This window comes from Proteus cibi, assembly GCF_003144405.1.
Classification (GTDB): domain Bacteria; phylum Pseudomonadota; class Gammaproteobacteria; order Enterobacterales; family Enterobacteriaceae; genus Proteus; species Proteus cibi.
The window spans coordinates 248300-273700 of record NZ_PENW01000009.1 but is presented as its reverse complement, the minus strand read 5'-3'; the positions used below and the strand labels follow the sequence as shown (position 1 = coordinate 273700).

Genomic DNA, 25401 nt, shown 5'->3' with positions numbered 1-25401 from the left:
AGAAGATAGACTTTTAAACATGTTAATGAATAGATGATAAAGAGGAGAGATAAGCGCGTTGATGGGAAAAATATCTTTTTGTTATGATAAAACATCAAAATGATGATTAAAGGCGAATTATAATCTTTTTATCGTTCTATAAACTGATAATAAGAAGTTACTGAGTATCTCGAAAAGTACTTTTCTTAAATAAAAAAACAGAATAAATGCGTTTTTATATTTTTTCTTATATTGTTCAAAAAATGACTTTCTTTTTGTTTTTATCCTGTTGATTTTTATTGTTATTTTATTTTTATTATTAATGGTGATGTTGCATTTTTTTAGTTAAATGCAGATGTGTTGCACTTTGTTTCTCTAGATTGAAAGAGAAACTAAAAAATAAATAACGTTAGGAATTGATAATCAAGATTAGATTTTTTATATATCTTTATTAGATAAAATAATTGAGAGTATTTTTTTATATTTACATTTCTGTAAATTTCAACTTATTAATTAATAGATTATTTTTATAAAATATTTATTATTTACCTGCAAAAAAATGAAATTGATATTAAAATTAATAAAACACAATTAAAAGTGTTTATTTTTAAGTCTGCTATGAAAATAAAAAGTTAATTTTATTATGGAAAATATAAGGAGGTAAATTACACTTAAAAATAAAAACAACATTGCATTAACACAACGGTAACTATTGGGTAATTTATTCGCAACTAGTTAACATTAAAGTGTTTTTTTGATGTGGGTCAAGTTATTAATTGTGGCAAAAATTTCTGAATATGCTTAAATTGGCACACGATCAAATATGCTGTTACAAACCTAAAAGTCGTATTGTTGACCTAAGCTCAGAATTCAAATCTGGGTCACGCAAAATATATTTATTATATGTAAATATAAGCGTACTATTTGTAAGGTATTGTGTTTTTGGTCTTTAATATTCGTTGTTGTTTTTAGAGGCATTTATTGCTGGTAGTTATGAGGCTTTATAATTTAATAAAGTCGGGTTGCCGCAAGTCGGTGTCTTCCTGCTAGGAGCAAGGAGTCAAGATGTTTGATATTGTCGAACTGTCACGGTTACAGTTTGCCTTAACAGCAATGTATCACTTCCTTTTTGTCCCACTAACGCTGGGTATGGCGTTTATGTTGGCAATCATGGAAACGATATATGTTCTGTCAGGTAAACAAGTTTACAAAGATATGACAAAGTTCTGGGGTAAGTTATTTGGTATTAACTTTGCTCTGGGTGTCGCAACTGGGTTGACCATGGAGTTCCAATTTGGTACTAACTGGTCATATTTCTCTCATTACGTCGGTGATATCTTCGGTGCGCCTTTAGCAATCGAAGGTTTGATGGCGTTCTTCTTAGAATCAACTTTCGTTGGATTGTTCTTCTTTGGCTGGGATCGCTTAGGCAAGAAGCAGCACTTGATAGTAACTTGGTTAGTTGCTTTTGGTTCTAACTTCTCTGCTCTGTGGATCCTTGTTGCGAATGGTTGGATGCAAAACCCTGTCGCTGCAGACTTCAACTTTGAAACCATGCGAATGGAAATGTTGAGTTTTGCTGATCTGGTTTTAAACCCTGTCGCACAAGTTAAATTTGTTCACACCGTTGCTGCTGGTTACTGTACGGGTGCATTCTTTGTTCTGGGTATCAGCTCTTACTACCTGCTCAAAGGTCGTGATATCGGTTTTGCAAAACGTTCTTTCGCAGTTGCTGCTACTTTTGGTATCGCCGCTGTATTATCTGTTATCGTACTGGGTGATGAATCTGGTTACGAAATGGGTGACGTACAGAAAACCAAACTGGCTGCAATTGAAGGTGAATGGCATACAGAAGCGGCTCCAGCTGCATTTAATCTGATTGCATTCCCTAATCAAGAAAAAATGGAAAACTCGTTTGCATTACAAATCCCTTATGTTATGGGTATTATTGCAACGCGTTCTTTCGATACGCCAGTATTAGGTCTTAACGATCTGATGAGTCAGCATGAAGTTCGTATTCGTAACGGTATGAAAGCTTACGAATTATTAAGCGAATTACGCGCGGGTAATACTGATCCTGCTATTCGTGCTGCATTTAATGATACTAAACAAGATTTAGGCTACGGTTTATTACTGAAGCGCTATACTGATAAAGTTGTTGATGCAACAGAAGAGCAAATCAAATCTGCTGCAAAAGACACTATTCCTAATGTCGCACCACTGTTCTGGTCATTCCGTATCATGGTTGCTGCAGGCTTCCTGATGTTACTGGTTGTTGCGATTTCCTTCTGGACTGTTCTGTCTAACCGTATTGGTAACTATAAATGGTTACTGCGTGCTGCTCTGTTTAGTATTCCATTACCATGGATTGCAGTTGAAGCAGGTTGGTTTGTTGCAGAATATGGACGTCAACCATGGGCGATTGGTGAAATCCTGCCTACGGCTGTAGCAACTTCTTCACTGACACAGGCTGATATCCTAGTCTCTATGGGTCTTATCTGTGGTCTGTACACATTGTTCCTAGTTGCTGAAATGTTCCTGATGTTCAAATTTGGTCGCCTTGGGCCGAGTAGCCTGAAGACGGGTCGCTATCACTTTGAACAGAAGACAGCTTCTTCTCAAAGTAAGTAACACAGGAGTCCACTATGTTTGATTATGAAGTATTGCGATTTGTTTGGTGGCTACTGATTGGTATCTTACTGATTGGCTTTGCGGTCACTGATGGTTTTGATATGGGTGTTGGTGTGTTACTACGCGTTATCGCTAAAGATGACACTGAACGCCGTATTTTGATTAACTCTGTTGCACCTCACTGGGATGGTAACCAAGTATGGTTAATCACAGCAGGTGGTGCATTATTCGCTGCATGGCCAATGGTTTATGCTGCGGCATTCTCCGGTTTCTATTTTGGTATGATCTTCGTACTGGCGGCATTATTCTTCCGTCCTGTCGGTTTTGATTACCGTTCTAAATTGGAATCTCCAAAATGGCGTGGTATGTGGGATTGGGGTATCTTTATTGGTAGCTTCGTTCCGCCATTAGTTATCGGTGTTGCTTTTGGTAACCTGTTACAAGGTGTTCCACTAGAAGTCGATAGCATGCAACGTGTATCTTATAACGGTACGACGAATGCACTGATTAACCTGTTAAGTCTATTAAACCCATACGGTTTATTAGCGGGTGTGGTCAGCTTAATGATGATTGTTGCACATGGTGCAAGTTATCTTCAAATGCGTACAACGGGTGAGTTACATGAGCGTACTCGTAAAACAACGTACATTACCTCATTAATTACGTTTATCGCATTCGCATTAGCTGGTGTATGGTTAATCTATGGTATCGATGGCTTTATTATTACAAGCACTATTGATACAGCTGGTCCATCATCTCCACTGCTGAAAACCGTTTCTCATGAAGCGGGTGCTTGGATGACTAACTACAACAACTATCCAGTATTATGGGCATTACCAGCCTTAGGTCTGTTATCTCCATTACTGGCGATTGTTGCAACTAAAGCAAATAAAGGTGGTTGGGCATTCCTGTTCACTTCACTGACAATTGCGGCTGTTATCCTGACTTGTGGTGTGACTATGTTCCCATTTGTGATGCCTTCAAGCACTTTCCCAGATGTGAGCTTAACAATGTGGGATGCAACTTCTAGCCTGTTTACTCTTCAGGTAATGACAGTTGTTGCGATTATCTTTGTACCTATCGTTCTCCTTTACACTATCTGGTGTTACTGGAAAATGCATGGTCGCCTCGATAAGAAATTTATCGAAGGCAATAATCATACTCTGTACTAAGGAGCATAGAGAATGTGGTATTTTGCATGGCTTCTCGGAACGCTCTTCGCTTGTAGTATTGCGGTGATCGCAGGACTGGCTTTCGAGCACTCTGAAGCGAAAAAAGCTTCAGAAAGTGAAGAATAATGTTGGATAAAAGCTACCAACTACTAGACAAGGGCCCGATTAGGGCTCTTGTTTTAATCATGGCGTTGGTAATGGCATTTTGTGTCATGTGGGACCCTAGCCGATTTGCAGCGAACACGAGTTCACTTGCAATTTGGCAAGGTATTCTTCTTATTTGGTCTGTGTGTGCTGGTGCAACGTTTGGCCTAGCATTTCGTCCTAAGCACGTTGTTGCAAAATGTTTATTACATCCAATCCCTGCAATTATTATTTTAATTGTTGGGCTAAGTTACTTTTTCTTTTAAGAAAATACCTTATTTCTGCTCAGTGTATGAAAAAGAAATAAGGTATTTTATCTCCTAAATATCGTCTCTAAATTCTCTCACTTTTCTAACGTTATAGTTGGATATTCTCTTTTAAATAATCAATAAATAAACGTGTTTTTCTTGGAATATACTCACTATAAGGGAAAATAATATTAACGGATTGCGTTAACAAAGGAATTTCAGGGAACATCACGACTAATTTTTCTTCTAGTAATTCTTGATGAATATACCAATGTGGCAAAATAGCCATTCCAGCATGTGAAAGTACCATTTTTTTTAATGCCGCAATGGTATTCGTTTCAAAATAAGCATCTTGAGCTAACTGAGAAAGCAGGGTATTAAATTCTGAAGATGGAGAAAGTTTGCTTTGACGTAAATTACTATTTGCTAAATAAGGGATAGCGTTTAAGTCGGCGAGAGTTTTTATTGAGAACGTCTGCAATAAATTAGGAGAGATGACTAACCTTATCTCATAATCAGCCAGTTTTGTAGATCGATAATTGCTATCTTTCAATGTACCAAGCCGAATCGCGAGATCAAGTTTATGGTTTATTAAATCTTCAATAGAAGAATTAAATGCATACTGTACTTTTAGCTTTGGGTGTAACTGCATAAATTGATTAAGTAATGGCAAAATATAGTGTTCACCAAATTCAGCCGTTGAACTTAATCGCAACGATCCCTGCAATTCTTGTTGTCCTAATCGCGCCTTGTCTAACGTTTGTTCTAACTGACTTAACACAAGGCGGAAATCTTGATAAAGCATTTCACCAGTTTCAGTTAGCGAAAACCGTCGCGTATTACGATTGAGTAATGACACATCCAATTCTGTTTCTAACGCTTTGATATGAATGCTTACCATTGATTTACTGAGGCGCAAATATTTTGCCGCTTGAGTAAATGATCCAGTATCAACAACAGCGATAAAAGAGCGAATTCGATCTATTTGATTTTGCATGATTGTTTACTCTGATTAAACAATAAGTTCTATTTTGTCAGATAGACGAAATTCGTCAATCTTCCGTACTCTATGCGCGGAGGATTTTTATGACTTACCGCTATCGAATTGCATCTATATTTCTGCTGGGCTTCTTTATAGATTGTATTAACATTTTTATGTCAGCTATTGCATTACCTGCAATTGCTGATGATATGCAAATCTCTATCGTTTCTGTGACATGGGTTTCAAATAGTTATATTCTGGGATTAACATTAATTATTCCATTAAGTCACTGGTTATCTCAACGCTTTGGAATTAAAGCATTGATGGTAACGTCAATGTTGATGTTTAGTTTATCGGTCGCATTAGTGGGATATTCTCATTCTTTCAGTGAACTTATTTTTTGGCGTTTTATTCAAGGTGTGAGTGGTGGTCTCTTAATCCCGATTGGGCAAGCATTAACTTTTCAATATTTTCAAGGGCATGAGAGAAGTAAAATTTCTACTTTGATTATGGCAATAGCCTTAATTGCACCTGCAATATCACCGACATTAGGTGGATTTATTGTTGATGTTATTTCCTGGCGTTGGGTTTTTTATAGCAATATTCCATTCTCATTGCTAACTGCGTTTCTAGCCTTTATCTGGGTAAAAGAGCCTTTACCTAAAGAAAACACTATACCTGATATTAAAGGTATCATTCTTATTAGCTTGATCATTGTATCTGGGTTGTTTGCGTTATCTGCTTATGGTGAATATCACTCAACATTACTTGCTATAGTGATTGCCGTATTTTCAATAATTTTTGCTGTACTTTATTATTACCATTATCGGCACCATTCATCACCGGTTATTAATTTAGCATTATTAAAAAATAGAAATTTATCACTCTCTATTTTTATTTATTACTGTATTCCGGGTATTTTTACCGGAGTGAATATTCTTGCTATTTTTTATTTACAACAATATTTAAAATTTACAGGTCAAGGCACGGGTATTTTTATGTTGTTGTATGCACTAGGTGCTTTCATTTCAATGACAATAAGTGGTGCACTTTATAATAAATTAGGTATGAAAAACTTATTTATCATTGCATTGCTATTGCACAGTACGGGTATTTTTTTATTAACATTTTTAAATGACAATACTGATATTCCATTACTTATTATTGCATATTTAATTATCGGAGTGGGCGGGGGAATGGGTGCTAACACCGCTCAAACCACGGCGTTGTATGACTTTAATACGCAAAAGTTAGTTCAAGCAAGTGTTATTTGGAATATTAACAGACAAGTTGTTTTTAGTGTTGGGGCAACTGTGGTTGCTATGTTATTTAATATTCTTTCTCTTTTTTGTTTACCACAAACAGCGTATAGCATGACTTTTTTAATATGCGCACTGATAGGTATTTTACCGCTTATTTTATTATTTACACTAAAGAAAAAAGTTATTACACAGGAAATACAAGATGAATTTTAATACTGACTTAATTATAGAAAGCATTAAATCTTTGCATAATGAGATTGAAACAGTTTTTACGCAATATCCACTATCGGTTGATGCTATTACAAAAATAGAAAATCTTTTATCTCAAGAGTTTTCAATGGTTGGGATCAGTGGAAAAGCAGTGAGTTATGATGATGTTATCGCGATGTTCAGACAAAATGCAGGAAAAAGAAGCGGTCTGAAAATAAAAACAGATGATTATAAAATAATTTACCAGTCAGATTGTTTGGCACTTGTCAGATATCAAGAAACACACAGTGAAAATAAGAATATTCTTATGCGTGAGTCTGTGGTGTTATTGAGACGTAATTCTCATGATGAGTGTTGGCAATGGCACTATCTTCATGAAACCCCAATCTCAAATAATTAGTTGATTTATATAAAAAACCAGTTTTTTAACTGGTTTTTTTCTGTCATTAAAAATAATACTACTAAATTAGACAATCTATGAATTTCTAATTAGCAAGCATTTTTATGCTGTCTTAATAAAAATATTTTTTCTATTCAGAGCACAAAGCATATTGCGTGTTGCAAAGAAGAGTTTATGATTGGCGCCTGAAGACTGCGTTTTCTATTCTTTACGTTACTACGATTCCCTTAGAGCGACCTCTTAAGTATAGTTAGGTGACCTATAGCTACATTATTTATGGACTTAACTCGGGAAAGGTAAAGGAGTGAATATGCAGTTTCTTTGGCCTGTTCGTGTTTATTATGAAGATACTGATGCCGGTGGTGTTGTTTATCATGCCAGTTATCTGAAATATTTTGAACGCGCTAGAACTGAATTACTTAGAGAAAAAGGTTTTCATCAGCATGATTTACGGGAGTATGATCATGTTGTATTTGTTGTACGTAAATTATCAATAGAATATATTACGCCAGCTCGGCTTGATAATCTTTTGCAAGTAGAAAGTGAAATTACCACATTGCGGGGTGCTTCAATGACATTTTCTCAAAAGATTATTAATGAAGATGGTTGTGTATTGTGTAGCGCAGAAGTGCTCGTTGTCTGCGTAGATTCATCAAAAATGAAGCCTGTAGCGCTTCCTAAGTCCATTATCGCGGAGTTTAAGTAGTGGCTGACATGAATGTTATCGATCTCTTCCTAAAAGCAGGGCTTTTAGTCAAGTTGATCATGTTGCTTTTAATCGGATTTTCTATTGCATCTTGGGCGATTATTATTCAGCGAACTAAAGTTCTGAATGCCGCCGATCGTGAAGCTGCAGATTTTGAAGATAAATTCTGGTCAGGTACTGATTTGGCTCGTTTATATAAAGATAGCCAAGCTCGTCGTGATGAATTATCTGGCTCAGAGCAAATTTTTCATTCGGGCTTTAAAGAGTTTGCCCGTTTGCATCAAGCAAGCGTTCATGCTCCTGATGCGGTTGTTAATGGTGCATCAAGAGCAATGCGTGTCTCTTTCAATCGTGAATTAGAATCTTTAGAAACTCATATCCCTTTCCTTGGTACTGTCGGTTCTATCAGCCCATATATTGGTCTGTTCGGTACAGTATGGGGGATTATGCACGCATTTATTGCATTAGGTAGTGTTAAACAAGCAACATTACAAATGGTCGCACCCGGCATTGCTGAAGCGTTGATTGCAACAGCTATCGGTTTATTTGCGGCGATCCCCGCAGTTATGGCTTATAACCGGTTTACGCAGCGTGTAAATAAACTGGAACAAAGTTACGATAACTTTATGGAAGAGTTCCTGACGATTTTACATCGCCAAGCTTTTGCCTCCGCAGAAAAGAAATAGTTAACGCAGAAGGAGAGAGCTGATGGCACGGGGTCGCAGTAGCCGCCGAGGCGTAAAATCAGAGATTAACATTGTTCCTTTGCTCGACGTATTATTAGTGCTGTTACTTATTTTTATGGCAACGGCACCTATTATCTCGCAAAGTGTTGAGGTTGATCTTCCTGAAGCAACAGAGACACAAACTGTTTCAAGTAGCGATAACCCTCCTGTGATTGTTGAAGTTGCAGGTGTTGGGCAGTACAACATTCGTGTTGACCAGGAAGTCTTAGAATTATTACCACAAGAACAGATTATGGCTGAAGCTAAACGACAACTGGAAAAAAATCCGAAAGTTGTCTTTCTTATTGGCGGTGCTAAAGATGTTCCTTATGATGAGATAATTAAAGCGCTCAACATGTTACGTCAAGCAGGTGTTAAATCTGTAGGTTTAATGACTCAGCCTATGTAATTAGGTTGAAATAAGTTTGGATGATAGCGTGGGAAAGAAGACGAAACCAACCCGAAGTAAATTGAGCGGTTCAGTTATCTTGTCTACCGCCATGCATTTACTCGTTGTCGCATTGCTTATCTGGGGATCATTAACTCAGAAATGGGATTTAGGTGGTGGCGGTGGAGAAGATGGGCAAGTTATTGATGCTATTATGGTTGATCCTAATGCGGTAGTGCAACAGTATAACCAGCAAAAAGCACAACAGGCTAACGTCCAAAAAGCTGAGCAAGAGCGCAAAGCGCGTGCTGAGCAACAAGAAGAAGAATTGCGTCAGCAACAAATGAAAGAACAAGAACGTTTGAAAACGTTAGAAGTTGAACGTTTGCAAGCAAAAGAGGCAGCAGAAGCTCAAAAACGTGAAGCTGCATTAGCTGCCACTAAAGCGAAAGAAGAACAAAAAATTGCTGAAGAAGCGGCTGCACAAGCGAAAGCTGAACGAGATCGCATCTTAAAAGAACAAGCAGATGCGAAAGCGCAAGCTGAAGCTGAAGCGAAAAAACAAGCAGAATTAGCGGCAAAACAAAAAGCAGAAGAAGCTAAAGCTAAAGCCGAAGCAGATGCTAAAGCCAAAGCAGAAGCGGATGCAAAAGCTAAGGCCGAAGCCGATGCGAAAGCAAAAGCTGCCGCAGAAGCAAAAGCCAAAGCCGCAGCAGAAGCGAAAGCAAAAGCAGCTGCTCAACAGCAAAGTAAGGCCGTTGATAGTTTGCTTGATGGTTTAGTTGCTGATGGTAGTAAACAAAGCGGAGCCTCTGCAGCAGGACAAGGTGGTGGAAATCGCACGGGTGCAAATGGTGAAGGTGTAGATCGCTATAAAGGCCAACTGAAAGTTGCAATAGAACAGAAGTTTATTGATCCGGAGTTATACAAAGGAAAAACTTGTGAGCTAAGGATCAGTATTGCACCTGATGGGATGTTAATTAATGCGAAGATTGCAGGTGGTGATCCAGCATTATGTCAAGTGGCATTACGTGCAGCGAATACCGCTAAATTACCTAAGCCACCGAAAGATGTTTATGAACAAGTAAAATCATCAACAATTGAGTTTAAGCCATAAAACTGTCTGATTGTAGGAAAACATGCACTAATTTATAGCTATTTTAGAATGTTATTGATGCGTTGTATGGTGTTGTTGAAAAGCGTTTGTTACTATTCTGTGCGTTATTGCGTAATAACCGCAATAATAAAAGGGAGACATGATGAAGCAGGCATTAAATGTTATCTTCGGGCTTTTAATTTTATGCGTAACCACTCTGGCTAACGCTGAAGTTCGAATTGAAATTACACAAGGGGTAAATACTGCACGCCCTATCGGTGTTGTTCCTTTTAAATGGGAAGGCACAGGTCAAATGCCAGAAGATATCGCTGGCGTGATTGCAGCGGATTTACGCAATAGCGGAAAATTTAATCCAATTGATGTATCTCGTATACCTCAACAACCTGTTACAGCCTCTGAAGTCCAACCTGCACTTTGGACTGCATTAGGCATTGACTCGGTTGTTGTGGGGCGAGTGCAACCATCAGCGGATGGTCAATATTTAGTGAGTTATCAGCTAGTTGATGTTGCTGGCTCACCCGGTGCGGTTTTATCTCAAAGTGAGTTTAAAGTTCCATCTAAATGGTTACGTTACTCTGCACATACTGCTAGTGATGAAGTTTTTGAAAAACTGACAGGTATTCGTGGTGCATTCCGTACACGTATTGCTTATGTTGTTGTGACAAATGGTGGCGCATATCCTTATGAATTGCGTGTTTCAGATTATGATGGATTTAACCAAGATCGTGTTTATCGTTCATCACAACCATTAATGTCACCAGCATGGTCGCCAGATGGTGCTAAACTTGCCTATGTCACCTTTGAAAGTGGTCAATCTGCTTTAGTGGTACAAACATTAGCAACAGGTGAAATTCGCCAAATTGCATCATTCCCAAGACATAATGGTGCGCCTTCGTTTTCACCTGATGGTTCTAAACTTGCATTTGCGCTTTCTAAGAGCGGTAGCTTAAATTTGTATGTGATGGATTTAGCGAGTGGGAATATGACACAGGTAACCAATGGCAGAAGTAATAATACCGAGCCAAATTGGATGCCAGATGGACAAACCTTGGTCTATACTTCAGATCAAGGTGGACGTCCACAAATTTACAAGGTTAATATTAACGGTGGAACACCAGAGCGTATTACTTGGGAAGGTAAACAAAACCAAAACCCGGCAGTAAGCCCAGATGGTAGTTTCTTAGTTATGGTGAGTTCTGAAAGCGGTAGGCAACATATCGCTAAGCAGGATCTGGAAACGAATTCCGTACAATATCTAACAGATACGTTTCTGGATGAAACGCCAAGCATCGCTCCTAACGGTACAATGGTTATTTATAGCTCTACACAAGGCTTAGGCACCATTTTGCAGCTAGTATCGACTGATGGACGTTTCAAAGCGCGTCTTCCGGCGACTGATGGTCAGGTTAAATCACCTGCCTGGTCACCGTTTATGTGATGCATAAAAATTATGTATGGCAAACAAATAAAGGAACAAATAGAGATGCAATTAAACAAAGTGTTTAAAGGGTTGATGTTAGCATTACCACTCGTTGCTGTTGCAGCATGTAGCTCAAACAAAAACGACGATCAAACTGATACAAACAATGTACCAGTTGTTGAACAAGGTCCTACTGCTGAAGAATTAGCACGTCAGCAATTAGAACAACTGAAACAACAAAACATCGTTTACTTCGGTTTTGACAAATATGACATTAGCTCAGATTACGCTAACCTGTTAGATGCACACGCTGCATTCCTGCGTGCAAATCCATCAGTACGTATCACTGTAGAAGGTCATGCTGACGAACGCGGTACTCCAGAATACAACATCGCTCTGGGCGAACGTCGTGCTAACGCTGTAAAAATGTACCTACAAGGTAAAGGCGTATCAGCTGATCAACTGTCAATCGTTTCTTACGGTAAAGAAAAACCAGCTGTACTGGGTCATGACGAAGCCGCTTACGCGAAAAACCGTCGTGCAGTACTGGATTACTAAGAGAACGGCATGAACAACAGTAACTTCAGACCTTTCTTGATGAGTCTGTTGTTACTGGTTGGCGTAGCGGCTCCAGTAGCCGCTATTGCCCAAGCGCCAATCAGTAATATCGGTTCAGGTTCGACCGATGAACGACTCGCCCAACTTGAGCGTTTTTCAAATGCTCACAGCCAGCTTTTGACCCAATTACAGCAACAACTCGCTGATTCTCAGCGTGATATTGATATGTTACGTGGTCAAATTCAGGAAAATCAATACCAGTTAAATCAAGTTGTTGAACGCCAACGCAACATCTATCAACAATTAGATAGCCTTGGTGGTGGAGCTTCAACATCAACAGAAGCCACTCAACCTGATAATACTGCTTCTTCAACATCTCCTGCTGCAACTAACGCAGGGCAAGGTGATGAGAAGGCCGATTACAATGCAGCAATTGATATCGTATTGAATTCTAAAGATTACGATAAGGCAATTGTTGAATTAAACAACTTTATCAATAACTATCCGAAGTCTAGCTATCAATCAAATGCACAATTTTGGTTGGGTCAGATGTATTACTTAAAAGGTAATAAGGATCAGGCGGCAAGCACATTTGCTATTGTTGTTAAAAACTATCCGAAATCTCAAAAAGCAAGTGAAGCCTTTTATAAAATTGGTTTGATCATGCAAGAGAAAGGGCAAAAGGATAATGCGAAAGCTGTTTACCAACAAGTGATTAAGCAATATCCAAATAGCGCTGGCGCTAAATTAGCGCAAAAGCAGCTAGGAACACTCTAATTATTGACCCCGTAATGTAAAATGTTGCATTTTCGGGGTTAAATGATTGTTTTTTCAACGGTTGAGTTTTTTTTTGAAAAAAAACGTTGCACAAAAACATTAAATCAGTATTATTACCCGCCGTTGCCACAGAGAATGTGGTGAGTTCGAAAAAGGGTCGTTAGCTCAGTCGGTAGAGCAGTTGACTTTTAATCAATTGGTCGGGCGTTCGAATCGCCCACGACCCACCATTTTCGAACACCAATCCGTTTTTATTGAAATGGGTCGTTAGCTCAGTCGGTAGAGCAGTTGACTTTTAATCAATTGGTCGGGCGTTCGAATCGCCCACGACCCACCATTTTCGAACACCAATCCGTTTTTATTGAAATGGGTCGTTAGCTCAGTCGGTAGAGCAGTTGACTTTTAATCAATTGGTCGGGCGTTCGAATCGCCCACGACCCACCATTTCAATCCCTTCCTATATATCTATCATTACCTAAACAGACAGAAAATAAACTCTTAGCTATTTTTTGATACTGTAATTCATTGTTTCATTAAACAATAAAGATAGTTTTCTCAAAATTGAAAAAACTACCTCGCTTTAATTAATAATCACATTGAAATGAGTAATGACAAACAATCGATGACGTAATCTGGGCGTATTCATTTTCAGTCAAAAATTCATTGTCGATCAGCCAATTACTAACAAGTTCTTGTGTTTTTATCGCGGTATCAATTGGATGATTTAGCTGTTTTGAAGCATCAAGAAAAAATGCCATCATCACAGAAAGGGCAGCAGCGGCTTCATAAGGTGTACTCATTGCAAGAGTGCTTTCCAATGAGTGCAATGAATAAAACTTAGGTAGCCATTCTTTCAGATTTTTTCCTTGATACCACACATCTTGTGTTGGCGCATTGTGTAATGCAACTTGTTCAAGTAACGCTATCAACCATTCACGCATATCATTCATGCGATAATTAGCAAACCAAAATTCATGGCGTAGAATAGCTACAGCGACTTGTGTCGCTTCAAACCAGAATTCTTGAGCATTATTACATGCCTGCTCTTTTGAAAGCACAGGAGGCGTTATAACGCTAATTTCAGGAAGCCCGTCACATAAACCTGTTTTATCAAGTAAGATTTGATATCCACGCTGGTAAACTGGACTAAGCCCTTCACTTTTCATGTTAAAAATACGCTCAGGCTCTGCCATCATAATATCCATTTTGCGACCTTGAGCTAAAACATGTAAATAAATAGGCCAAAGTTTACTTTTAGGATCTTCACACTCTAATGGTAAGTTAACAAGGCTATCACCAAATTGTGATAACCAATGTTGGTTTTTTGCGAGTTCAGTCGCACCATAACCGATAAGCTCTATATCAATGTCAGAATAACTGTCTATCTTTTTATTACGTCCTAATGATCCCGTTAGCACTACAGCTTCAATTCTAGGATCAAGAAGGGCAAAAGATAGCATGCGATCGATTAAACGTGTTGTTGGCTCCATATTTCTCTCTAATAAGTAAAATGTAATAAAGCTATTTGTCGTTTTTATTGTTTAAAAAGTAAAATCAGAATAATTTGTTTAGTATATAAAACATTTGTTTGTTATTTTTATAAAACGGAAACATAATGTTTAATATTAAAAACTAAGTATCATTATAAATATGAATTTATAATATATCTTTACTACTTTGCAAAGATGTCGCAATAACCCATATTTTCTTTGTTTTTTTCTATGATTAAGTCGGGGTTGTAAAATGGATGTCATGAGTTGGTTTAGTATCAATAATATTTTAGTCAATATTCCATTAGGAGAGGGGGGATACCCGCTTTCATGGATTGAAGCCGTTGGCACCATCGCAGGACTATTGTGTATTTGGCTTGCCAGTCAGGAAAAAATTATTAACTATTTATTTGGACTGATTAATGTCACTTTATTTGCCATTATATTTTTTCAAATTCAGCTGTATGCAAGCTTACTACTTCAAATTTTCTTCTTTGCCGCCAATATTTATGGATGGTATGCATGGAGCAGAGTGAATGATTTTGAGCAGGCTGAATTGAAAATACGTTGGTTAAAATCAAGCCATCGTCTCTTTTTAATTGTTGTTTCGATAGCGGCTATTGCTGCGCTTACTTTCAATATTGATACGGTATTTGGCTATTTAGCTGTTGTTGCTGTTGATATATTAAATGTCTTTGGTGCAAATTTAGCTACACCTGTTCTTGAACCTGATGCTTACCCATTCTGGGATTCTACAATGACGGTTCTCTCTATTGTCGCGATGATCTTAATGACACGTAAATTAGTCGAAAATTGGCTAGTTTGGTCTGTTATTAACGTGATTAGTATTGTTATATTCTACAAACAAGGTGTTTATGCCATGTCTGTTGAATATATCATCTTACTGGCTATCGCGATTAATGGTTCTCGTTTGTGGATCAAAACCGCAAAACGCTCTAGCAAAAATAATTATCTCTCCTAATAAAAAAGGCTGGTAGAGTTATCTTTCTCTCCAGCCTTAATATTCATTGTTTTTATTCTTATTATTAACGCAATTTTGAATCATTATTTTGCTTAAATGCGCTATTTCCCTTTATGTTGAAATTTTTAGAAAGGTGGCTAGAGGTGCTTTAGGTTGAAAGGGTGTTTACAGATAGAAAACGAATGGTTAGATTGGAAAAGCAATAATAACATTGACTAGATAACATAGAGTGGATACACGGGAATGAATTATCAAAATGATGACCTTAAAATAACACAAATTAATGAACTCTTACCGCCAGTGGCTTTATTGGAAAAGTTTCCTGCGACTGATAATGCGGCTTTTACAGTTCGTCATGCCCGTGAAGCTATTCATCAAATCCTCGCTGGAAAAGATGATCGTCTATTGGTGGTAATTGGACCTTGTTCTATTCATGATCCGAAAGCTGCACTGGAGTATGCACAACGTTTAAGTCTTATTAGAGAAGAGCTGAAAGACCAACTTGAAATTGTCATGCGTGTTTATTTTGAAAAACCGCGCACTACTGTAGGTTGGAAAGGCTTAATTAACGATCCTCATATGGATCATACTTTTGATATTAATGAAGGTTTACGTATTGCTCGTAATCTTTTATTAACGATTAATGACAGTGGCTTGCCAACGGCTGGCGAATTCTTAGATATGATAACGCCACAATACGTTGCTGATTTAATGAGTTGGGGTGCAATTGGCGCTCGAACTACAGAGTCACAAGTTCACCGTGAGCTTTCATCTGGTCTATCTTGTCCTGTTGGTTTTAAAAATGGTACAGATGGCACTATTAAAGTGGCAATTGATGCCATTAATGCAGCGGGATCGCCACACTGTTTTCTTTCTGTCACTAAATGGGGTCATTCTGCTATTGTGCGTACAGCAGGTAATGGTGATTGCCATATTATTTTACGTGGTGGTAAAGAGCCAAATTACAGTGCTGAACATGTTGCCAAGGTAAAAGAAGGGCTAAAAAAAGCGGGTTTACCACAGAATGTGATGGTTGATTTCAGTCATGCCAATAGTTGCAAGAAATTTGAGAAACAAATGGAAGTTGGTGCTGATATTTGCCAACAAATTAGCGCAGGTGAAAAAGCATTAATTGGGGTTATGGTTGAAAGCCATTTAGTGGAAGGTAGTCAATCATTAGAAAGCGGTGAACCATTGGTTTACGGTAAAAGTATCACGGATGCTTGTATTGGTTGGGATGATACCGAAACGCTGTTACGCCAATTAGCAGACGCGGTTGTGGCTCGTCGTAGTAAAGCGTAATAGTTAAATTTAGAGTATAAAAAATGCCACTTTAAAGTGGCATTTTTTTATGTAACTCAAGATAAAGGTAAAATTATTTTGCTTTACCTTGGTTAGCAACCGCGGCTGCTTTTGCTGCGATTTCGTCAGCATTACCTAAGTAGTAACGTTTGATAGGTTTCATGTTTTCATCAAATTCGTAAACTAAAGGTACAGCTGTTGGGATATTCAGCTCAAGAATTTCATCTTCGCTCATGTTGTCTAGGTATTTAACCAGAGCACGTAGTGAGTTGCCGTGAGCGGCAATAATTACTTTCTCGCCAGAAGCAACACGTGGTTTGATCACTTCTTCCCAGTATGGGGTTACACGATCGATAGTCAGTGCTAGGCTTTCAGTTAATGGCAATTCTGCCTCAGTTAAAGATGCATAACGAGGATCTTTACCTGGGAAACGTTCATCGTCTTTAGTTAATTCTGGTGGAGTGATAGCAAAACCACGACGCCATTGTTTAACTTGCTCGTCACCGTATTTTTCAGCCGTTTCAGCTTTGTTTAAGCCTTGCAGTGCGCCGTAATGACGTTCGTTTAATTTCCAGCATTTTTCAACTGGCAGCCATTGTTGATCAACTTGATCAAGAATGTTCCACAGGGTGTGAATTGCGCGTTTCAGAACAGAAGTATATGCATAGTCAAAAACAAAACCTTCAGCTTTCAGCAGTTTACCTGCTTCTTGCGCTTCATTACGGCCTTTTTCGGACAACTCAACGTCAGTCCAGCCTGTAAAACGGTTTTCTTTGTTCCATACACTTTCACCGTGTCGAACTAGCACAAGCTTAGTTACTGCCATAGTTTAGACTCCTATAATTACTTTCTTAATATAAGTTTAAAATTAGCACTTCAATCATTATATGGATCATCGACAAGAACGCCAAACATAAGTGACAAAACAAGGGGGATTAAGTCAAAAATGTCGTTTGTTCGATGAATTATTGCACAGTTGTCACACCTTTTGCTTAATCGTTCAAGCTATTAATCTAGCGGGATCGGCGTAAAAAAACAAAATATCCGTTTTGTATAAAAAATAGACGAAAATAACGCCCGTAAAAACGACACATTCTTTATTTATCATTGTTTAAATAATAAGCAAAAAATGTCGATTTAAATAAAAATTCAAACGCTAAGTTTAGCGTTAATTTCTAAAATCATTGCCCTGATTATGACAGTAAAAATTCCTATTTAACAAATTTCTTGCTGATAGCGATAAATTTCGCCGTCTTTAATAAAAGTCAATCGATGAGTAATACATAATGGCGCGTCTTCTTGATGGTGACTCACAAATAAAAGCTGTGTATTACTATGGCTTATCATAATGTCAATAAAACGCTGCACTAAGAGTCGATTTGTTGTGTCTAATCCTTGCAATGGTTCATCTAGAATAAGCAAAGTAGGGTGCTTAACCAACGCTCTAACAATTAACACTAAGCGTTGTTGTCCCCATGATAAAGCGTGAAATGGACTATTGGCATGGCTTGTTAAACCAATCAATGCTAACCATTCATCAGCGAGTTTAAGCTGTTTATCTGTCATAGCCTGATAAATACCAATTGAGTCATGAAAGCCTGAAATAATCACATTCTTTACTGTTGAAGAAACACGGTAACTTTGATGTAAGGCATTACTGACATAACCAATATGGCGTTTAATTTCCCATATTGTTTCACCACTCCCTCTTTTGCGACCAAATAGTGTTAAGTCATTGCTATAACCTTGAGGATGATCGCCAGTAATTAAGCTCAATAATGTTGATTTTCCTGCTCCATTAGGCCCTAAAATTTGCCAATGTTGTTGGGGTTTGACTTCCCAAGTTAAATGATGAAGCACAGGTTTATCGTTATAACTCACGACACCCTCTTTTAGTACGATAGGGGAAAGCGTTAGTGGTAATTGAGGAATGGCATTAGATGGATCTTGTTCAGGCAGTGTGAGATTTTCAAGGGTTTCACTGTGAGATAACTGCCCTATTATCGAATCAGATAAAATCTGTTCTTTTTTACCGTTGGCGACTAATTCGCAATTAATCAGTAGACCTGCATACTGAATAAAATCAGGAATATCATTAAAACGATTTAAAATCAGGATGATAGTCAGATTTTGTTGATGTAATAATGTGAGTAGTTCATTTAGTGCGCGACGAGAATCAATATCTAGACCATCAAAAGGCTCATCTAAGATTAATAGATCAGGTTTATTCATTAAAAGCTGAATAAGCAGTATTTTGCGAGATTCACCTGTGGATAGATATTTAAACCGTCTTGATAGCAAATATTCAACACCAAATTGTTTGGCTAATAAAAAACATCGGTCATCATCTTTTACCTGTATTTGAATAACTTGAGCTACGGTTAAACCTGTGTCTTCTTCACCTTCACTGAGTAAATCGGTGTTATTACGACGCCACTCTTCTTCAATCATTTTTTGTAATTTTTCAAAAGAGAGACTAATTGGATGAGAAAATGTATTGATAAACTCACCAGAGAGCAAAAGACCTTCTTGGCATAGTGCATTTGCTAATGCCGTTTTGCCACTGCCATTACTGCCCACAAATGCCCAACTGTCACCTTCATTAATCGTTAAGTCATTAATTTGCAAACAGAGTGTATCGCTTAATCGAAATTGTGTTTTTTTGAGTTGCAAGTATTTCATTATTATTATCCGTCGCTTTTTCGAGCAAATAGAGTACTTACCAATATCGGGTTAATTAAACATTGTCAATATCTGTTGAATTATTCTTAATTAAAAATAAGCGTCTATTAAAAAATGATAACCATTAAGTTAGATAGCTTATGTAATGATATACAAAATAATTCAAGGATGATTTTTATATGCCTAAATTTAAAAATAAAATGATTAACTGGTTATTATTTTTTTATTAATATCAGTAAATAAAATGAGTTTTTCTGATGTTAATAAAAATAATTGCTTTGTAATTAATAAAATAAAAATAGAAGACGCTAGTCTATTAAGTAGTAAAAAACAAAATCAATTAACATCAAAATATTTACATCAATGTTTAGCAGTAAATGATATACAGAGTATCGTTAACACTATAACAAATGAATATATTAAAAATGGTTATATCACTTCACGGGCGATTATTTCTCATCAAAATCGCTCTAATAATAAACTTACAATTAAAGTCATAGAAGGAAAAATAAAAGATATTTTTATTAATAATATATCTTCTCGATTAGTCAATATTATCTTTCCATCGTATAAAGAAAAAACACTTAATTTACGTGATTTAGAGCATGGGCTTGAACAACTTAATCGATTAACAACATCACAATATACATTAGATATAAAACCAAGCAATAGTGTGGGGTATTCTTCTATTTTTATTGTTCAAAACAATAAAAGATCGCCATTTAAAAATCAATTAACCGTTGATAACTCAGGTACCAAAACAACAGGTAAAATTCTATTAGCTAATACTACAACCATAGATTCATTATTTGGATTAGGCGAACAATGGGGGTTTTCACTAAGTTCAAATACAGATTTATCTCGTTCGCACTATTCTCGTTCTTATTCTGTAAGTGTAAATATTCCTTATGGGTACAAAAAAATGCGCAGGGTGATCCTAGTAGTTTAATTGAAAATCAATCAGCCACAATAAAAACAGAAAAGGGTGTTTATTATGTAACGGAAGGTAACCATAGGATGGTTGCTGCAGTGGAAATATATAATGAAATAGGAGAAATAAAATATATTAATCAATTGTTAGATAATGGAAGCTGGACTAGAATAGACAATCCTATAGTTGATTCAAAACCATTACCTGTAAGAAAAATAAAGTGAGAATATATGACTAAAAATGAAATATACATAGATATGATGTATTGGATTTTACCTCAATTAAGAAATATTCAGTCCAGAGGAATGATAGCAAAAGCAAAAGATAAATCTTGTTATTATGAATTACAGTTAATTCATAATTTACCAAAAAAAATACTTAATCAAAATTTTGATGAAAGTGATATTTCATTTTTAAACTTTCAAGCTAAAACATATACTGAAAAATGCAGTTCAAAAATAAGTATATTATATGATGGCAATATAAAGTATATAAAAATGTTATTTAATTTGGTCCCTAATGAATTACGTCATCAATTGCGATGGGATGGACCTATCAATTAAAATGAGGATGTATGGTTTTACCTCTAAATTCAGAATGGATATCAGGTTCATCTTATACATATGCGTGGGTTGCCATGGATAATCAAGGGTATCTAGCAAAAATGTATAATAACAATAGTGGATGGTTACCTAAAGTACTATTATCGATACCTGATATTAAATTATATTTGGATGACTTATCTGAATATATTGATGGTGAATCAGAAAAATACAACAATAAAATAAATAAGAATGCTAACTATATTGTTGATTTATATTCAAGTTATACTTATAGAAAATATGATAAACCAAAAATAATAAAAGAATTTGATTTTGAATTGAAAAAATGGGATGGAATCATTCTGATGCGGGAATAGGGGCTAAAATGGGGATGTTTCTTTTTGAAGCTCTTAATGAATTATATGAAGATTACCCAGTAGGCTATGAAGGTGAAACAAAAACGGGTGACTATTTTCGCTTTATTGTTCCTACTATTTATGCAACGATAAAAGATATTCCAGAAGAATTAAGAAAATATATTGTAGTCTCTGATAGTCTTGATTTTACCAAAGATAGATTGCTTGATAACAATAAAATTAGCGATTATTTTACTCGTATGTATTCAGAATAAATAAATTTAATTGTTTATTCTTTAATAAAAATATTCTTCTAAACTAAAAACCATCACTTAATATTATTTCTAAAATACTAAGTGATGGTTTTATTGTTTAATAAAAAGCAACCATGCTAATAATTAACACAGCGTGGCGACAATCACCTGATCGGCATTAAATAAAGCCGTTACATTGTCATTAATATGCAATTTTTGCTCTTTAACATGCTGATTAGAACAGGTGGCACACACTTCTTGTCCACCTTCTAATGTCACCACTAATTCGCTGTTTTCACTGCCCGTTTCAATTTGAGTTAACGTGCCTAAAAGGGCATTGTCATATTGTTGGGCTAAAGAAGTCCCTTTTTCAATATTAACCCATGGGGCTTTAATTAAGATCAGTACTTCTTTGCCTTTTTTCAGACCTAAGCGATCTGCACTTTTTTCTGTTAAAGCAGCGCGAATAGTCGTTTTTTTATCAGCAAGTTGCACATTAACATGCTGTTGAACTTGCAGATTATCACGCTCAATAATGGTACCGAAAAACTGGTTTCTGGCACTCGTTTGTAATGAAAAGCGAGAAATCGCCGCTAATAGGCTATCAAGAGGGAGTGAATCGTCTTTTAATACATCAAAGGCTTTTTGCTGAATTTGACCTAGCAGATCGTAAAGTTGAAGTAAGCGCTCACAGTAATGAGTAAGGGTTGCACCACCGCCACCTTTACCTCCTGTTGCTCTATCAACAAGAAGTTCGTCTGCGAGTTGATTCATTTCATTAATGGCATCCCAAGCACTTTTATAACTAATGCCTGCCATTTTTGCCCCTTGGCTAATAGAACCTGTCGCTTTGATCTGTTTTAATAATGCAACACGACGAGGATCGGCAAAGAGCTTATCTTGAAGTTTAAGAGTTAATAATATTTCTGCTTGCATAATGATAGGCTTCTTCTTTTTTTGTGTGTTTATCGCATTTTTTGTGCCGACACAAAGCGATAATTCTCTAGAATATATACAACTATAGCGTTATTATTCGTCATTCGTGAAGAAATGCCAACTCTGGCTTTCCGAATATACCATGATAAAGAGGTTATCATGCTTGAATTATTGAAAAGTTTAGGGTTCGCTCTCTTGATGGTACCTGTTGTAATGGTACTCATTATGGGCATCATTTATGGTTTAGGTGAAGTGTTTAACCTGATTTCACCAAGTCAGCCAAAAGCAGACAAAAAATCATAGAATCTCCCTCCCTGATTTAGAATAGCCCTTTATTTTAGAGGGCTATTTTTTTATTCGCTATACTCGTCATACTTCAAGCCGTAGCGTTGTTGACGGCGTTCATTCGCACTAGTCACATACTTATGTATGCTCCTAGCGACTCTTTCACTTGTCGCCTAGCTACACCTTGAATTATTTAGAGTATATAACCTTTTCTCTATTTGTTTTTTTATCCTTATTTTTATGGTTATATTTATTGATATATAACCAGTTTCTCACATCTAATCCTTTCATTTTACGTTGTATCTTGATATATACAGCGTGGTTATTCTTTAATTTAAGTGGAATTAGAACATGAAAAAATTATCAGGTAAGTTACTTGCTGGTGCAGTTATCTCTTTTGCTTTAGTGAGTCAAAGTTTTGCATCGGAAAAAGTAACGGTATTTGCTGCCGCTTCTCTTACCAATGCTCTTAATGAAATTTCGGCACAATATAAGCAAGAAAAGAAAACTGAAGTGGTTGCATCTTATGCATCTTCTTCAACATTGGCTCGTCAAATTGAGCAAGGTGCACCTGCAAATCTGTTTATTTCAGCAGATCAGCAGTGGATGGATTACGTAATCGATAAAAATTTAATGGTTGCAGATTCACGTCATACACTATTAGGTAATGATTTAGTACTCATCGCCCCTAAAGATAGCAAATTAAATGACGTTGTTATTAATAAGGAAACCAAATGGAAATCCTTACTGAATGGCGGAAAACTTGCTGTTGGTGATCCGGACCATGTGCCTGTTGGTATCTATGCAAAAGAATCATTAGAATATTTAGGAGCATGGGATACAGTAAGTCCAGAAATGGCTCGAACTAATAACGTACGTAGTGGTATGGCGTTGGTTGAACGTGATGAAGCACCATTAGGTATTGTATACGGTTCTGATGCGGTTGCGAGTGATAAAGTGAAAGTGGTTGGCGTATTCCCAGCTGATAGCCACAAACCTGTTGAGTATCCAATGGCAGTTGTAAAAGGTCAGGACAATAAAGCTGTTCGTGATTTTTATGACTATCTGAAAACACCTCAAGCCGCAGAAATCTTTAAGAAATACGGCTTTAGCCCACTGTAGGAATTATACTTTTGGAGATGTTAAGTGAATACGAATGGCAAGCCATAATATTAAGCCTTAAGGTATCGACTATTGCCGTTATTATCAGTCTACCTTTTGGCATTTTTATGGCTTGGCTTTTAGTTAGGGTACGTTTTCCCGGTAAATCATTGCTTGATAGCATTATTCATTTACCTTTAGTTCTGCCTCCAGTAGTGGTTGGTTATCTTTTACTGATCAGTATGGGGAGACGGGGATTTATTGGTGAATGGCTGTATGATTGGTTTGGTTTTAGCTTTACCTTTAGTTGGCGTGGTGCAGCACTTGCATCTGCGGTGGTTGCATTTCCACTGATGGTAAGGGCTATCAGATTAGCATTAGAAGCTGTCGATCAACGTATGGAACAAGCGGCGAGAACCTTAGGAGCTTCACCGTTGCGAGTCTTTTTTACCATAACGTTACCTTTGTCTATGCCAGGGATCATCGCAGGAATTGTGTTGGCATTTGCGCGCTCACTGGGAGAATTCGGCGCAACAATCACTTTCGTCTCCAATATTCCGGGGGAAACAAGAACCATTCCTCTGGCAATGTATACCTTGATTGAAACACCGGGCGCGGAAATGGATGCTGCCCGTTTATGTGTGATTGCAATTATTTTGGCGCTCGTCTCTTTAATGGCTTCAGAGTGGCTAACTCGTTGGGGTCGTAAAAGATTGGGGGGCGTATGCTAGAGATGAATTTTAAACAGATGCTAGGATCACTGCGTCTGGAAATTAATACTGAACTGCCAACAGAAAGTATTACTGCCGTCTTTGGTTTATCTGGGGCGGGTAAAACTTCACTGATTAATGTGATTGGTGGTTTAACCAAACCGGATTCAGGGCGAATTGTATTAAATAATCACACACTGGTTGATACTGAAAAGAAAATTTATCTGCCACCTGAAAAACGTAAAGTGGGCTATGTATTCCAAGATGCCCGACTGTTTCCTCATTACACGGTAAGAGGAAATCTGCTTTACGGTATGTCACCGACAATGAAAGTGCAGTTTGATCGCATTATTCATTTGTTAGGTATCGAACATTTACTCTCACGTTTTCCGATAACACTATCAGGTGGTGAAAAACAGCGCGTGGCAATAGGGCGAGCCTTGTTAACCGCACCTGATATTATGCTTATGGATGAGCCTTTAGCCTCGCTTGATTTACCGCGTAAACGCGAGTTACTGCCGTATTTAGAAAAGCTCTCACAAGATGTACAAATTCCTATTTTGTATGTGAGCCATAGCCTTGATGAAATTATTCGACTTGCAGATAACGTCATTGTGATGGATGCAGGAAAAATTAAGGCGACAGGTAAACTTGAAGATGTATGGGCAAGTAGCGCATTACGTCCTTGGTTACAAAAAGAGACATTAAGCAGTATCGCCAATGTGATGGTAGTAGAACACCATAGCCATTACGATATGACAGCAACGGCATTTGGTAATCAAGTGCTGTGGTTGCCTCAAATTGAGGCTAAAATTGGTCGTGATGTGCGTGTCCGTATTGATGCTTCTGATGTGTCATTAACAACGACGCGTCCATCCAATAGTAGTATTCGTAATATTTTGCATATGAAAGTGGTTGAAACCATTAAAAATGATGGTCAAGTTGATGTGAAACTGGTCAATGATGGCAATTATTTATGGGCGAGGATCACGCCGTGGGCAAAAGATGAATTGAATATCCAAGAAGGGCAATGGCTTTATGCGCAAATAAAGAGCATTTCGTTAAGTCGCCATCTTTGATTTTTTCGTTGTCTTTGTTGATAAAAAAACCT

28 protein-coding genes and 3 tRNA genes are annotated in these 25401 nt (G+C 37.2%); 26 read left to right on the top strand and 5 right to left on the bottom strand.

Translation table 11 applies throughout. The annotated features are described in order from the left end of the window. The first annotated feature begins 1044 nt into the window (after positions 1–1044). The 4 genes from cydA to ybgE are packed head-to-tail and all read left to right on the top strand — an operon-like array spanning position 1045 to position 4192. Positions 1045–2610, top strand: a complete 1566-nt coding sequence (cydA, locus tag DK865_RS05195; RefSeq protein ID WP_023581187.1) for a cytochrome ubiquinol oxidase subunit I — start codon at positions 1045–1047, stop codon at positions 2608–2610. 14 nt (positions 2611–2624) lie between these two features. Further along, positions 2625–3782, top strand: a complete 1158-nt coding sequence (cydB, locus tag DK865_RS05190) for a cytochrome d ubiquinol oxidase subunit II (RefSeq protein ID WP_023581188.1) — start codon at positions 2625–2627, stop codon at positions 3780–3782. A gap of 12 nt (positions 3783–3794) precedes the next feature. Then, positions 3795–3908: a cytochrome bd-I oxidase subunit CydX gene (gene cydX / locus DK865_RS05185; RefSeq protein ID WP_023581189.1), complete on the top strand. Its 114-nt coding sequence runs from the start codon at positions 3795–3797 to the stop codon at positions 3906–3908. Beyond that, positions 3908–4192, top strand: a complete 285-nt coding sequence (gene ybgE, locus DK865_RS05180) for a cyd operon protein YbgE (protein ID WP_023581190.1) — start codon at positions 3908–3910, stop codon at positions 4190–4192. The genes cydX and ybgE overlap by 1 nt, the downstream gene beginning before the upstream one ends. 91 nt (positions 4193–4283) lie before the next feature. On the opposite strand, the gene DK865_RS05175 is transcribed toward ybgE, so the two are convergent. Continuing rightward, a complete protein-coding gene (locus DK865_RS05175; protein WP_109391387.1) occupies positions 4284–5171 on the bottom strand; it encodes a LysR family transcriptional regulator in 888 nt (295 codons plus the stop codon). A gap of 89 nt (positions 5172–5260) precedes the next feature. Here DK865_RS05175 and DK865_RS05170 point away from each other — a divergent pair, with 89 nt between their 5' ends. The 12 genes from DK865_RS05170 (at position 5261) to DK865_RS05115 (ending at position 13163) form a co-directional block, all read left to right on the top strand. Further along, positions 5261–6631, top strand: coding sequence for an MFS transporter (locus DK865_RS05170; RefSeq protein ID WP_109391386.1), 1371 nt, complete (start codon positions 5261–5263; stop codon positions 6629–6631). Continuing rightward, positions 6621–7028: a DUF4440 domain-containing protein gene (locus DK865_RS05165; RefSeq protein ID WP_023581193.1), complete on the top strand. Its 408-nt coding sequence runs from the start codon at positions 6621–6623 to the stop codon at positions 7026–7028. Before DK865_RS05170 ends, DK865_RS05165 begins: the two co-directional genes overlap by 11 nt. A 310-nt stretch (positions 7029–7338) precedes the next feature. Next, positions 7339–7734, top strand: a complete 396-nt coding sequence (ybgC, locus tag DK865_RS05160) for a tol-pal system-associated acyl-CoA thioesterase (protein ID WP_023581194.1) — start codon at positions 7339–7341, stop codon at positions 7732–7734. Next, complete coding sequence (tolQ, locus tag DK865_RS05155; protein WP_036912094.1) at positions 7734–8420, top strand: Tol-Pal system protein TolQ; 687 nt, start codon at positions 7734–7736, stop codon at positions 8418–8420. The genes ybgC and tolQ overlap by 1 nt, the downstream gene beginning before the upstream one ends. A 22-nt stretch (positions 8421–8442) precedes the next feature. Then, a complete protein-coding gene (tolR, locus tag DK865_RS05150; RefSeq protein ID WP_023581195.1) occupies positions 8443–8868 on the top strand; it encodes a colicin uptake protein TolR in 426 nt (141 codons plus the stop codon). Between the two features lie 28 nt (positions 8869–8896). Beyond that, on the top strand, positions 8897–9964 hold the full coding sequence (gene tolA / locus DK865_RS05145; protein ID WP_036912097.1) for a cell envelope integrity protein TolA: 1068 nt from the start codon (positions 8897–8899) through the stop codon (positions 9962–9964). Positions 9965–10106: 142 nt separating this feature from the next. Then, the gene (tolB, locus tag DK865_RS05140; protein WP_023581196.1) at positions 10107–11402 is read left to right on the top strand and encodes a Tol-Pal system beta propeller repeat protein TolB; all 1296 of its coding nucleotides are present in this window, start codon (positions 10107–10109) and stop codon (positions 11400–11402) included. A 45-nt stretch (positions 11403–11447) separates the two neighbouring features. Next, complete coding sequence (gene pal / locus DK865_RS05135; RefSeq protein ID WP_036912100.1) at positions 11448–11942, top strand: peptidoglycan-associated lipoprotein Pal; 495 nt, start codon at positions 11448–11450, stop codon at positions 11940–11942. A gap of 9 nt (positions 11943–11951) precedes the next feature. Beyond that, positions 11952–12719: a cell division protein CpoB gene (gene cpoB, locus DK865_RS05130; protein ID WP_109391385.1), complete on the top strand. Its 768-nt coding sequence runs from the start codon at positions 11952–11954 to the stop codon at positions 12717–12719. Positions 12720–12873: 154 nt separating this feature from the next. Next, positions 12874–12949: transfer RNA gene (locus tag DK865_RS05125), tRNA-Lys, on the top strand. 31 nt (positions 12950–12980) lie between these two features. After that, positions 12981–13056, top strand: a tRNA-Lys gene (locus DK865_RS05120). Positions 13057–13087: 31 nt separating this feature from the next. After that, positions 13088–13163 (top strand) — tRNA-Lys (locus DK865_RS05115). A gap of 140 nt (positions 13164–13303) precedes the next feature. Here the strand turns inward: DK865_RS05115 and DK865_RS05110 are convergent. Continuing rightward, the gene (locus DK865_RS05110) at positions 13304–14209 is read right to left on the bottom strand and encodes an aminoglycoside 6-adenylyltransferase (protein WP_109391384.1); all 906 of its coding nucleotides are present in this window, start codon (positions 14207–14209) and stop codon (positions 13304–13306) included. 253 nt (positions 14210–14462) lie between these two features. Here DK865_RS05110 and pnuC point away from each other — a divergent pair, with 253 nt between their 5' ends. Further along, a complete protein-coding gene (gene pnuC / locus DK865_RS05105; protein WP_023581200.1) occupies positions 14463–15191 on the top strand; it encodes a nicotinamide riboside transporter PnuC in 729 nt (242 codons plus the stop codon). A 243-nt stretch (positions 15192–15434) separates the two neighbouring features. After that, a complete protein-coding gene (gene aroG, locus DK865_RS05100) occupies positions 15435–16493 on the top strand; it encodes a 3-deoxy-7-phosphoheptulonate synthase AroG (RefSeq protein ID WP_023581201.1) in 1059 nt (352 codons plus the stop codon). A 73-nt stretch (positions 16494–16566) separates the two neighbouring features. Here the strand turns inward: aroG and gpmA are convergent, their stop codons facing one another. Continuing rightward, the gene (gpmA, locus tag DK865_RS05095; RefSeq protein ID WP_023581202.1) at positions 16567–17319 is read right to left on the bottom strand and encodes a 2,3-diphosphoglycerate-dependent phosphoglycerate mutase; all 753 of its coding nucleotides are present in this window, start codon (positions 17317–17319) and stop codon (positions 16567–16569) included. 389 nt (positions 17320–17708) lie between these two features. Next, positions 17709–19175, bottom strand: coding sequence for a molybdate ABC transporter ATP-binding protein ModF (gene modF / locus DK865_RS05090; RefSeq protein WP_109391383.1), 1467 nt, complete (start codon positions 19173–19175; stop codon positions 17709–17711). Positions 19176–19419: 244 nt separating this feature from the next. On the opposite strand from modF, the gene DK865_RS05085 reads away from it, so the two are divergent. From DK865_RS05085 to DK865_RS05070, 4 genes are all read left to right on the top strand, one after another. Beyond that, positions 19420–20124: a POTRA domain-containing protein gene (locus DK865_RS05085; RefSeq protein ID WP_228407728.1), complete on the top strand. Its 705-nt coding sequence runs from the start codon at positions 19420–19422 to the stop codon at positions 20122–20124. A gap of 212 nt (positions 20125–20336) precedes the next feature. Further along, positions 20337–20669, top strand: coding sequence for a zinc ABC transporter substrate-binding protein (locus DK865_RS05080; protein ID WP_109391382.1), 333 nt, complete (start codon positions 20337–20339; stop codon positions 20667–20669). A gap of 11 nt (positions 20670–20680) precedes the next feature. Further along, positions 20681–21025 (top strand): hypothetical protein, encoded by a 345-nt coding sequence (locus DK865_RS05075; RefSeq protein ID WP_109391381.1) that lies wholly within the window; start codon positions 20681–20683, stop codon positions 21023–21025. Continuing rightward, positions 20995–21279: a hypothetical protein gene (locus tag DK865_RS05070; RefSeq protein WP_162556609.1), complete on the top strand. Its 285-nt coding sequence runs from the start codon at positions 20995–20997 to the stop codon at positions 21277–21279. The genes DK865_RS05075 and DK865_RS05070 overlap by 31 nt, the downstream gene beginning before the upstream one ends. Before the next feature lie 123 nt (positions 21280–21402). On the opposite strand, the gene modE is transcribed toward DK865_RS05070, so the two are convergent. Beyond that, complete coding sequence (modE, locus tag DK865_RS05065; RefSeq protein ID WP_109391379.1) at positions 21403–22194, bottom strand: molybdenum-dependent transcriptional regulator; 792 nt, start codon at positions 22192–22194, stop codon at positions 21403–21405. Positions 22195–22353: 159 nt separating this feature from the next. Here modE and DK865_RS05060 point away from each other — a divergent pair, with 159 nt between their 5' ends. The 4 genes from DK865_RS05060 (at position 22354) to modC (ending at position 25369) form a co-directional block, all read left to right on the top strand. Then, the gene (locus tag DK865_RS05060) at positions 22354–22497 is read left to right on the top strand and encodes an AcrZ family multidrug efflux pump-associated protein (RefSeq protein ID WP_071788544.1); all 144 of its coding nucleotides are present in this window, start codon (positions 22354–22356) and stop codon (positions 22495–22497) included. A gap of 333 nt (positions 22498–22830) precedes the next feature. Then, on the top strand, positions 22831–23601 hold the full coding sequence (gene modA / locus DK865_RS05055) for a molybdate ABC transporter substrate-binding protein (RefSeq protein WP_023581208.1): 771 nt from the start codon (positions 22831–22833) through the stop codon (positions 23599–23601). Between the two features lie 17 nt (positions 23602–23618). Then, positions 23619–24311 carry a molybdate ABC transporter permease subunit gene (gene modB, locus DK865_RS05050; RefSeq protein WP_023581209.1) on the top strand — a complete coding sequence of 231 codons (693 nt, stop codon included), beginning with the start codon at positions 23619–23621 and terminating at the stop codon, positions 24309–24311. Beyond that, positions 24305–25369, top strand: coding sequence for a molybdenum ABC transporter ATP-binding protein ModC (gene modC / locus DK865_RS05045; RefSeq protein WP_023581210.1), 1065 nt, complete (start codon positions 24305–24307; stop codon positions 25367–25369). Before modB ends, modC begins: the two co-directional genes overlap by 7 nt. Positions 25370–25401: the final 32 nt, after the last annotated feature.

What these genes read in the sequence shown, in the direction of transcription:
- cydA (WP_023581187.1), top strand. Translation starts at nt 1,045, where the DNA reads ATGTTTGATATTGTCGAACTGTCACGGTTACAGTTTGCCTTAACAGCA.
- cydB (WP_023581188.1), top strand. Translation starts at nt 2,625, where the DNA reads ATGTTTGATTATGAAGTATTGCGATTTGTTTGGTGGCTACTGATTGGT.
- cydX (WP_023581189.1), top strand. Translation starts at nt 3,795, where the DNA reads ATGTGGTATTTTGCATGGCTTCTCGGAACGCTCTTCGCTTGTAGTATT.
- ybgE (WP_023581190.1), top strand. Translation starts at nt 3,908, where the DNA reads ATGTTGGATAAAAGCTACCAACTACTAGACAAGGGCCCGATTAGGGCT.
- DK865_RS05175 (WP_109391387.1), bottom strand. Translation starts at nt 5,171, where the DNA reads ATGCAAAATCAAATAGATCGAATTCGCTCTTTTATCGCTGTTGTTGAT.
- DK865_RS05170 (WP_109391386.1), top strand. Translation starts at nt 5,261, where the DNA reads ATGACTTACCGCTATCGAATTGCATCTATATTTCTGCTGGGCTTCTTT.
- DK865_RS05165 (WP_023581193.1), top strand. Translation starts at nt 6,621, where the DNA reads ATGAATTTTAATACTGACTTAATTATAGAAAGCATTAAATCTTTGCAT.
- ybgC (WP_023581194.1), top strand. Translation starts at nt 7,339, where the DNA reads ATGCAGTTTCTTTGGCCTGTTCGTGTTTATTATGAAGATACTGATGCC.
- tolR (WP_023581195.1), top strand. Translation starts at nt 8,443, where the DNA reads ATGGCACGGGGTCGCAGTAGCCGCCGAGGCGTAAAATCAGAGATTAAC.
- tolB (WP_023581196.1), top strand. Translation starts at nt 10,107, where the DNA reads ATGAAGCAGGCATTAAATGTTATCTTCGGGCTTTTAATTTTATGCGTA.
- pal (WP_036912100.1), top strand. Translation starts at nt 11,448, where the DNA reads ATGCAATTAAACAAAGTGTTTAAAGGGTTGATGTTAGCATTACCACTC.
- cpoB (WP_109391385.1), top strand. Translation starts at nt 11,952, where the DNA reads ATGAACAACAGTAACTTCAGACCTTTCTTGATGAGTCTGTTGTTACTG.
- DK865_RS05110 (WP_109391384.1), bottom strand. Translation starts at nt 14,209, where the DNA reads ATGGAGCCAACAACACGTTTAATCGATCGCATGCTATCTTTTGCCCTT.
- pnuC (WP_023581200.1), top strand. Translation starts at nt 14,463, where the DNA reads ATGGATGTCATGAGTTGGTTTAGTATCAATAATATTTTAGTCAATATT.
- aroG (WP_023581201.1), top strand. Translation starts at nt 15,435, where the DNA reads ATGAATTATCAAAATGATGACCTTAAAATAACACAAATTAATGAACTC.
- gpmA (WP_023581202.1), bottom strand. Translation starts at nt 17,319, where the DNA reads ATGGCAGTAACTAAGCTTGTGCTAGTTCGACACGGTGAAAGTGTATGG.
- modF (WP_109391383.1), bottom strand. Translation starts at nt 19,175, where the DNA reads ATGAAATACTTGCAACTCAAAAAAACACAATTTCGATTAAGCGATACA.
- DK865_RS05085 (WP_228407728.1), top strand. Translation starts at nt 19,420, where the DNA reads ATGAGTTTTTCTGATGTTAATAAAAATAATTGCTTTGTAATTAATAAA.
- DK865_RS05080 (WP_109391382.1), top strand. Translation starts at nt 20,337, where the DNA reads ATGACTAAAAATGAAATATACATAGATATGATGTATTGGATTTTACCT.
- DK865_RS05075 (WP_109391381.1), top strand. Translation starts at nt 20,681, where the DNA reads ATGGTTTTACCTCTAAATTCAGAATGGATATCAGGTTCATCTTATACA.
- DK865_RS05070 (WP_162556609.1), top strand. Translation starts at nt 20,995, where the DNA reads ATGGGATGGAATCATTCTGATGCGGGAATAGGGGCTAAAATGGGGATG.
- modE (WP_109391379.1), bottom strand. Translation starts at nt 22,194, where the DNA reads ATGCAAGCAGAAATATTATTAACTCTTAAACTTCAAGATAAGCTCTTT.
- DK865_RS05060 (WP_071788544.1), top strand. Translation starts at nt 22,354, where the DNA reads ATGCTTGAATTATTGAAAAGTTTAGGGTTCGCTCTCTTGATGGTACCT.
- modA (WP_023581208.1), top strand. Translation starts at nt 22,831, where the DNA reads ATGAAAAAATTATCAGGTAAGTTACTTGCTGGTGCAGTTATCTCTTTT.
- modB (WP_023581209.1), top strand. Translation starts at nt 23,619, where the DNA reads ATGTTAAGTGAATACGAATGGCAAGCCATAATATTAAGCCTTAAGGTA.
- modC (WP_023581210.1), top strand. Translation starts at nt 24,305, where the DNA reads ATGCTAGAGATGAATTTTAAACAGATGCTAGGATCACTGCGTCTGGAA.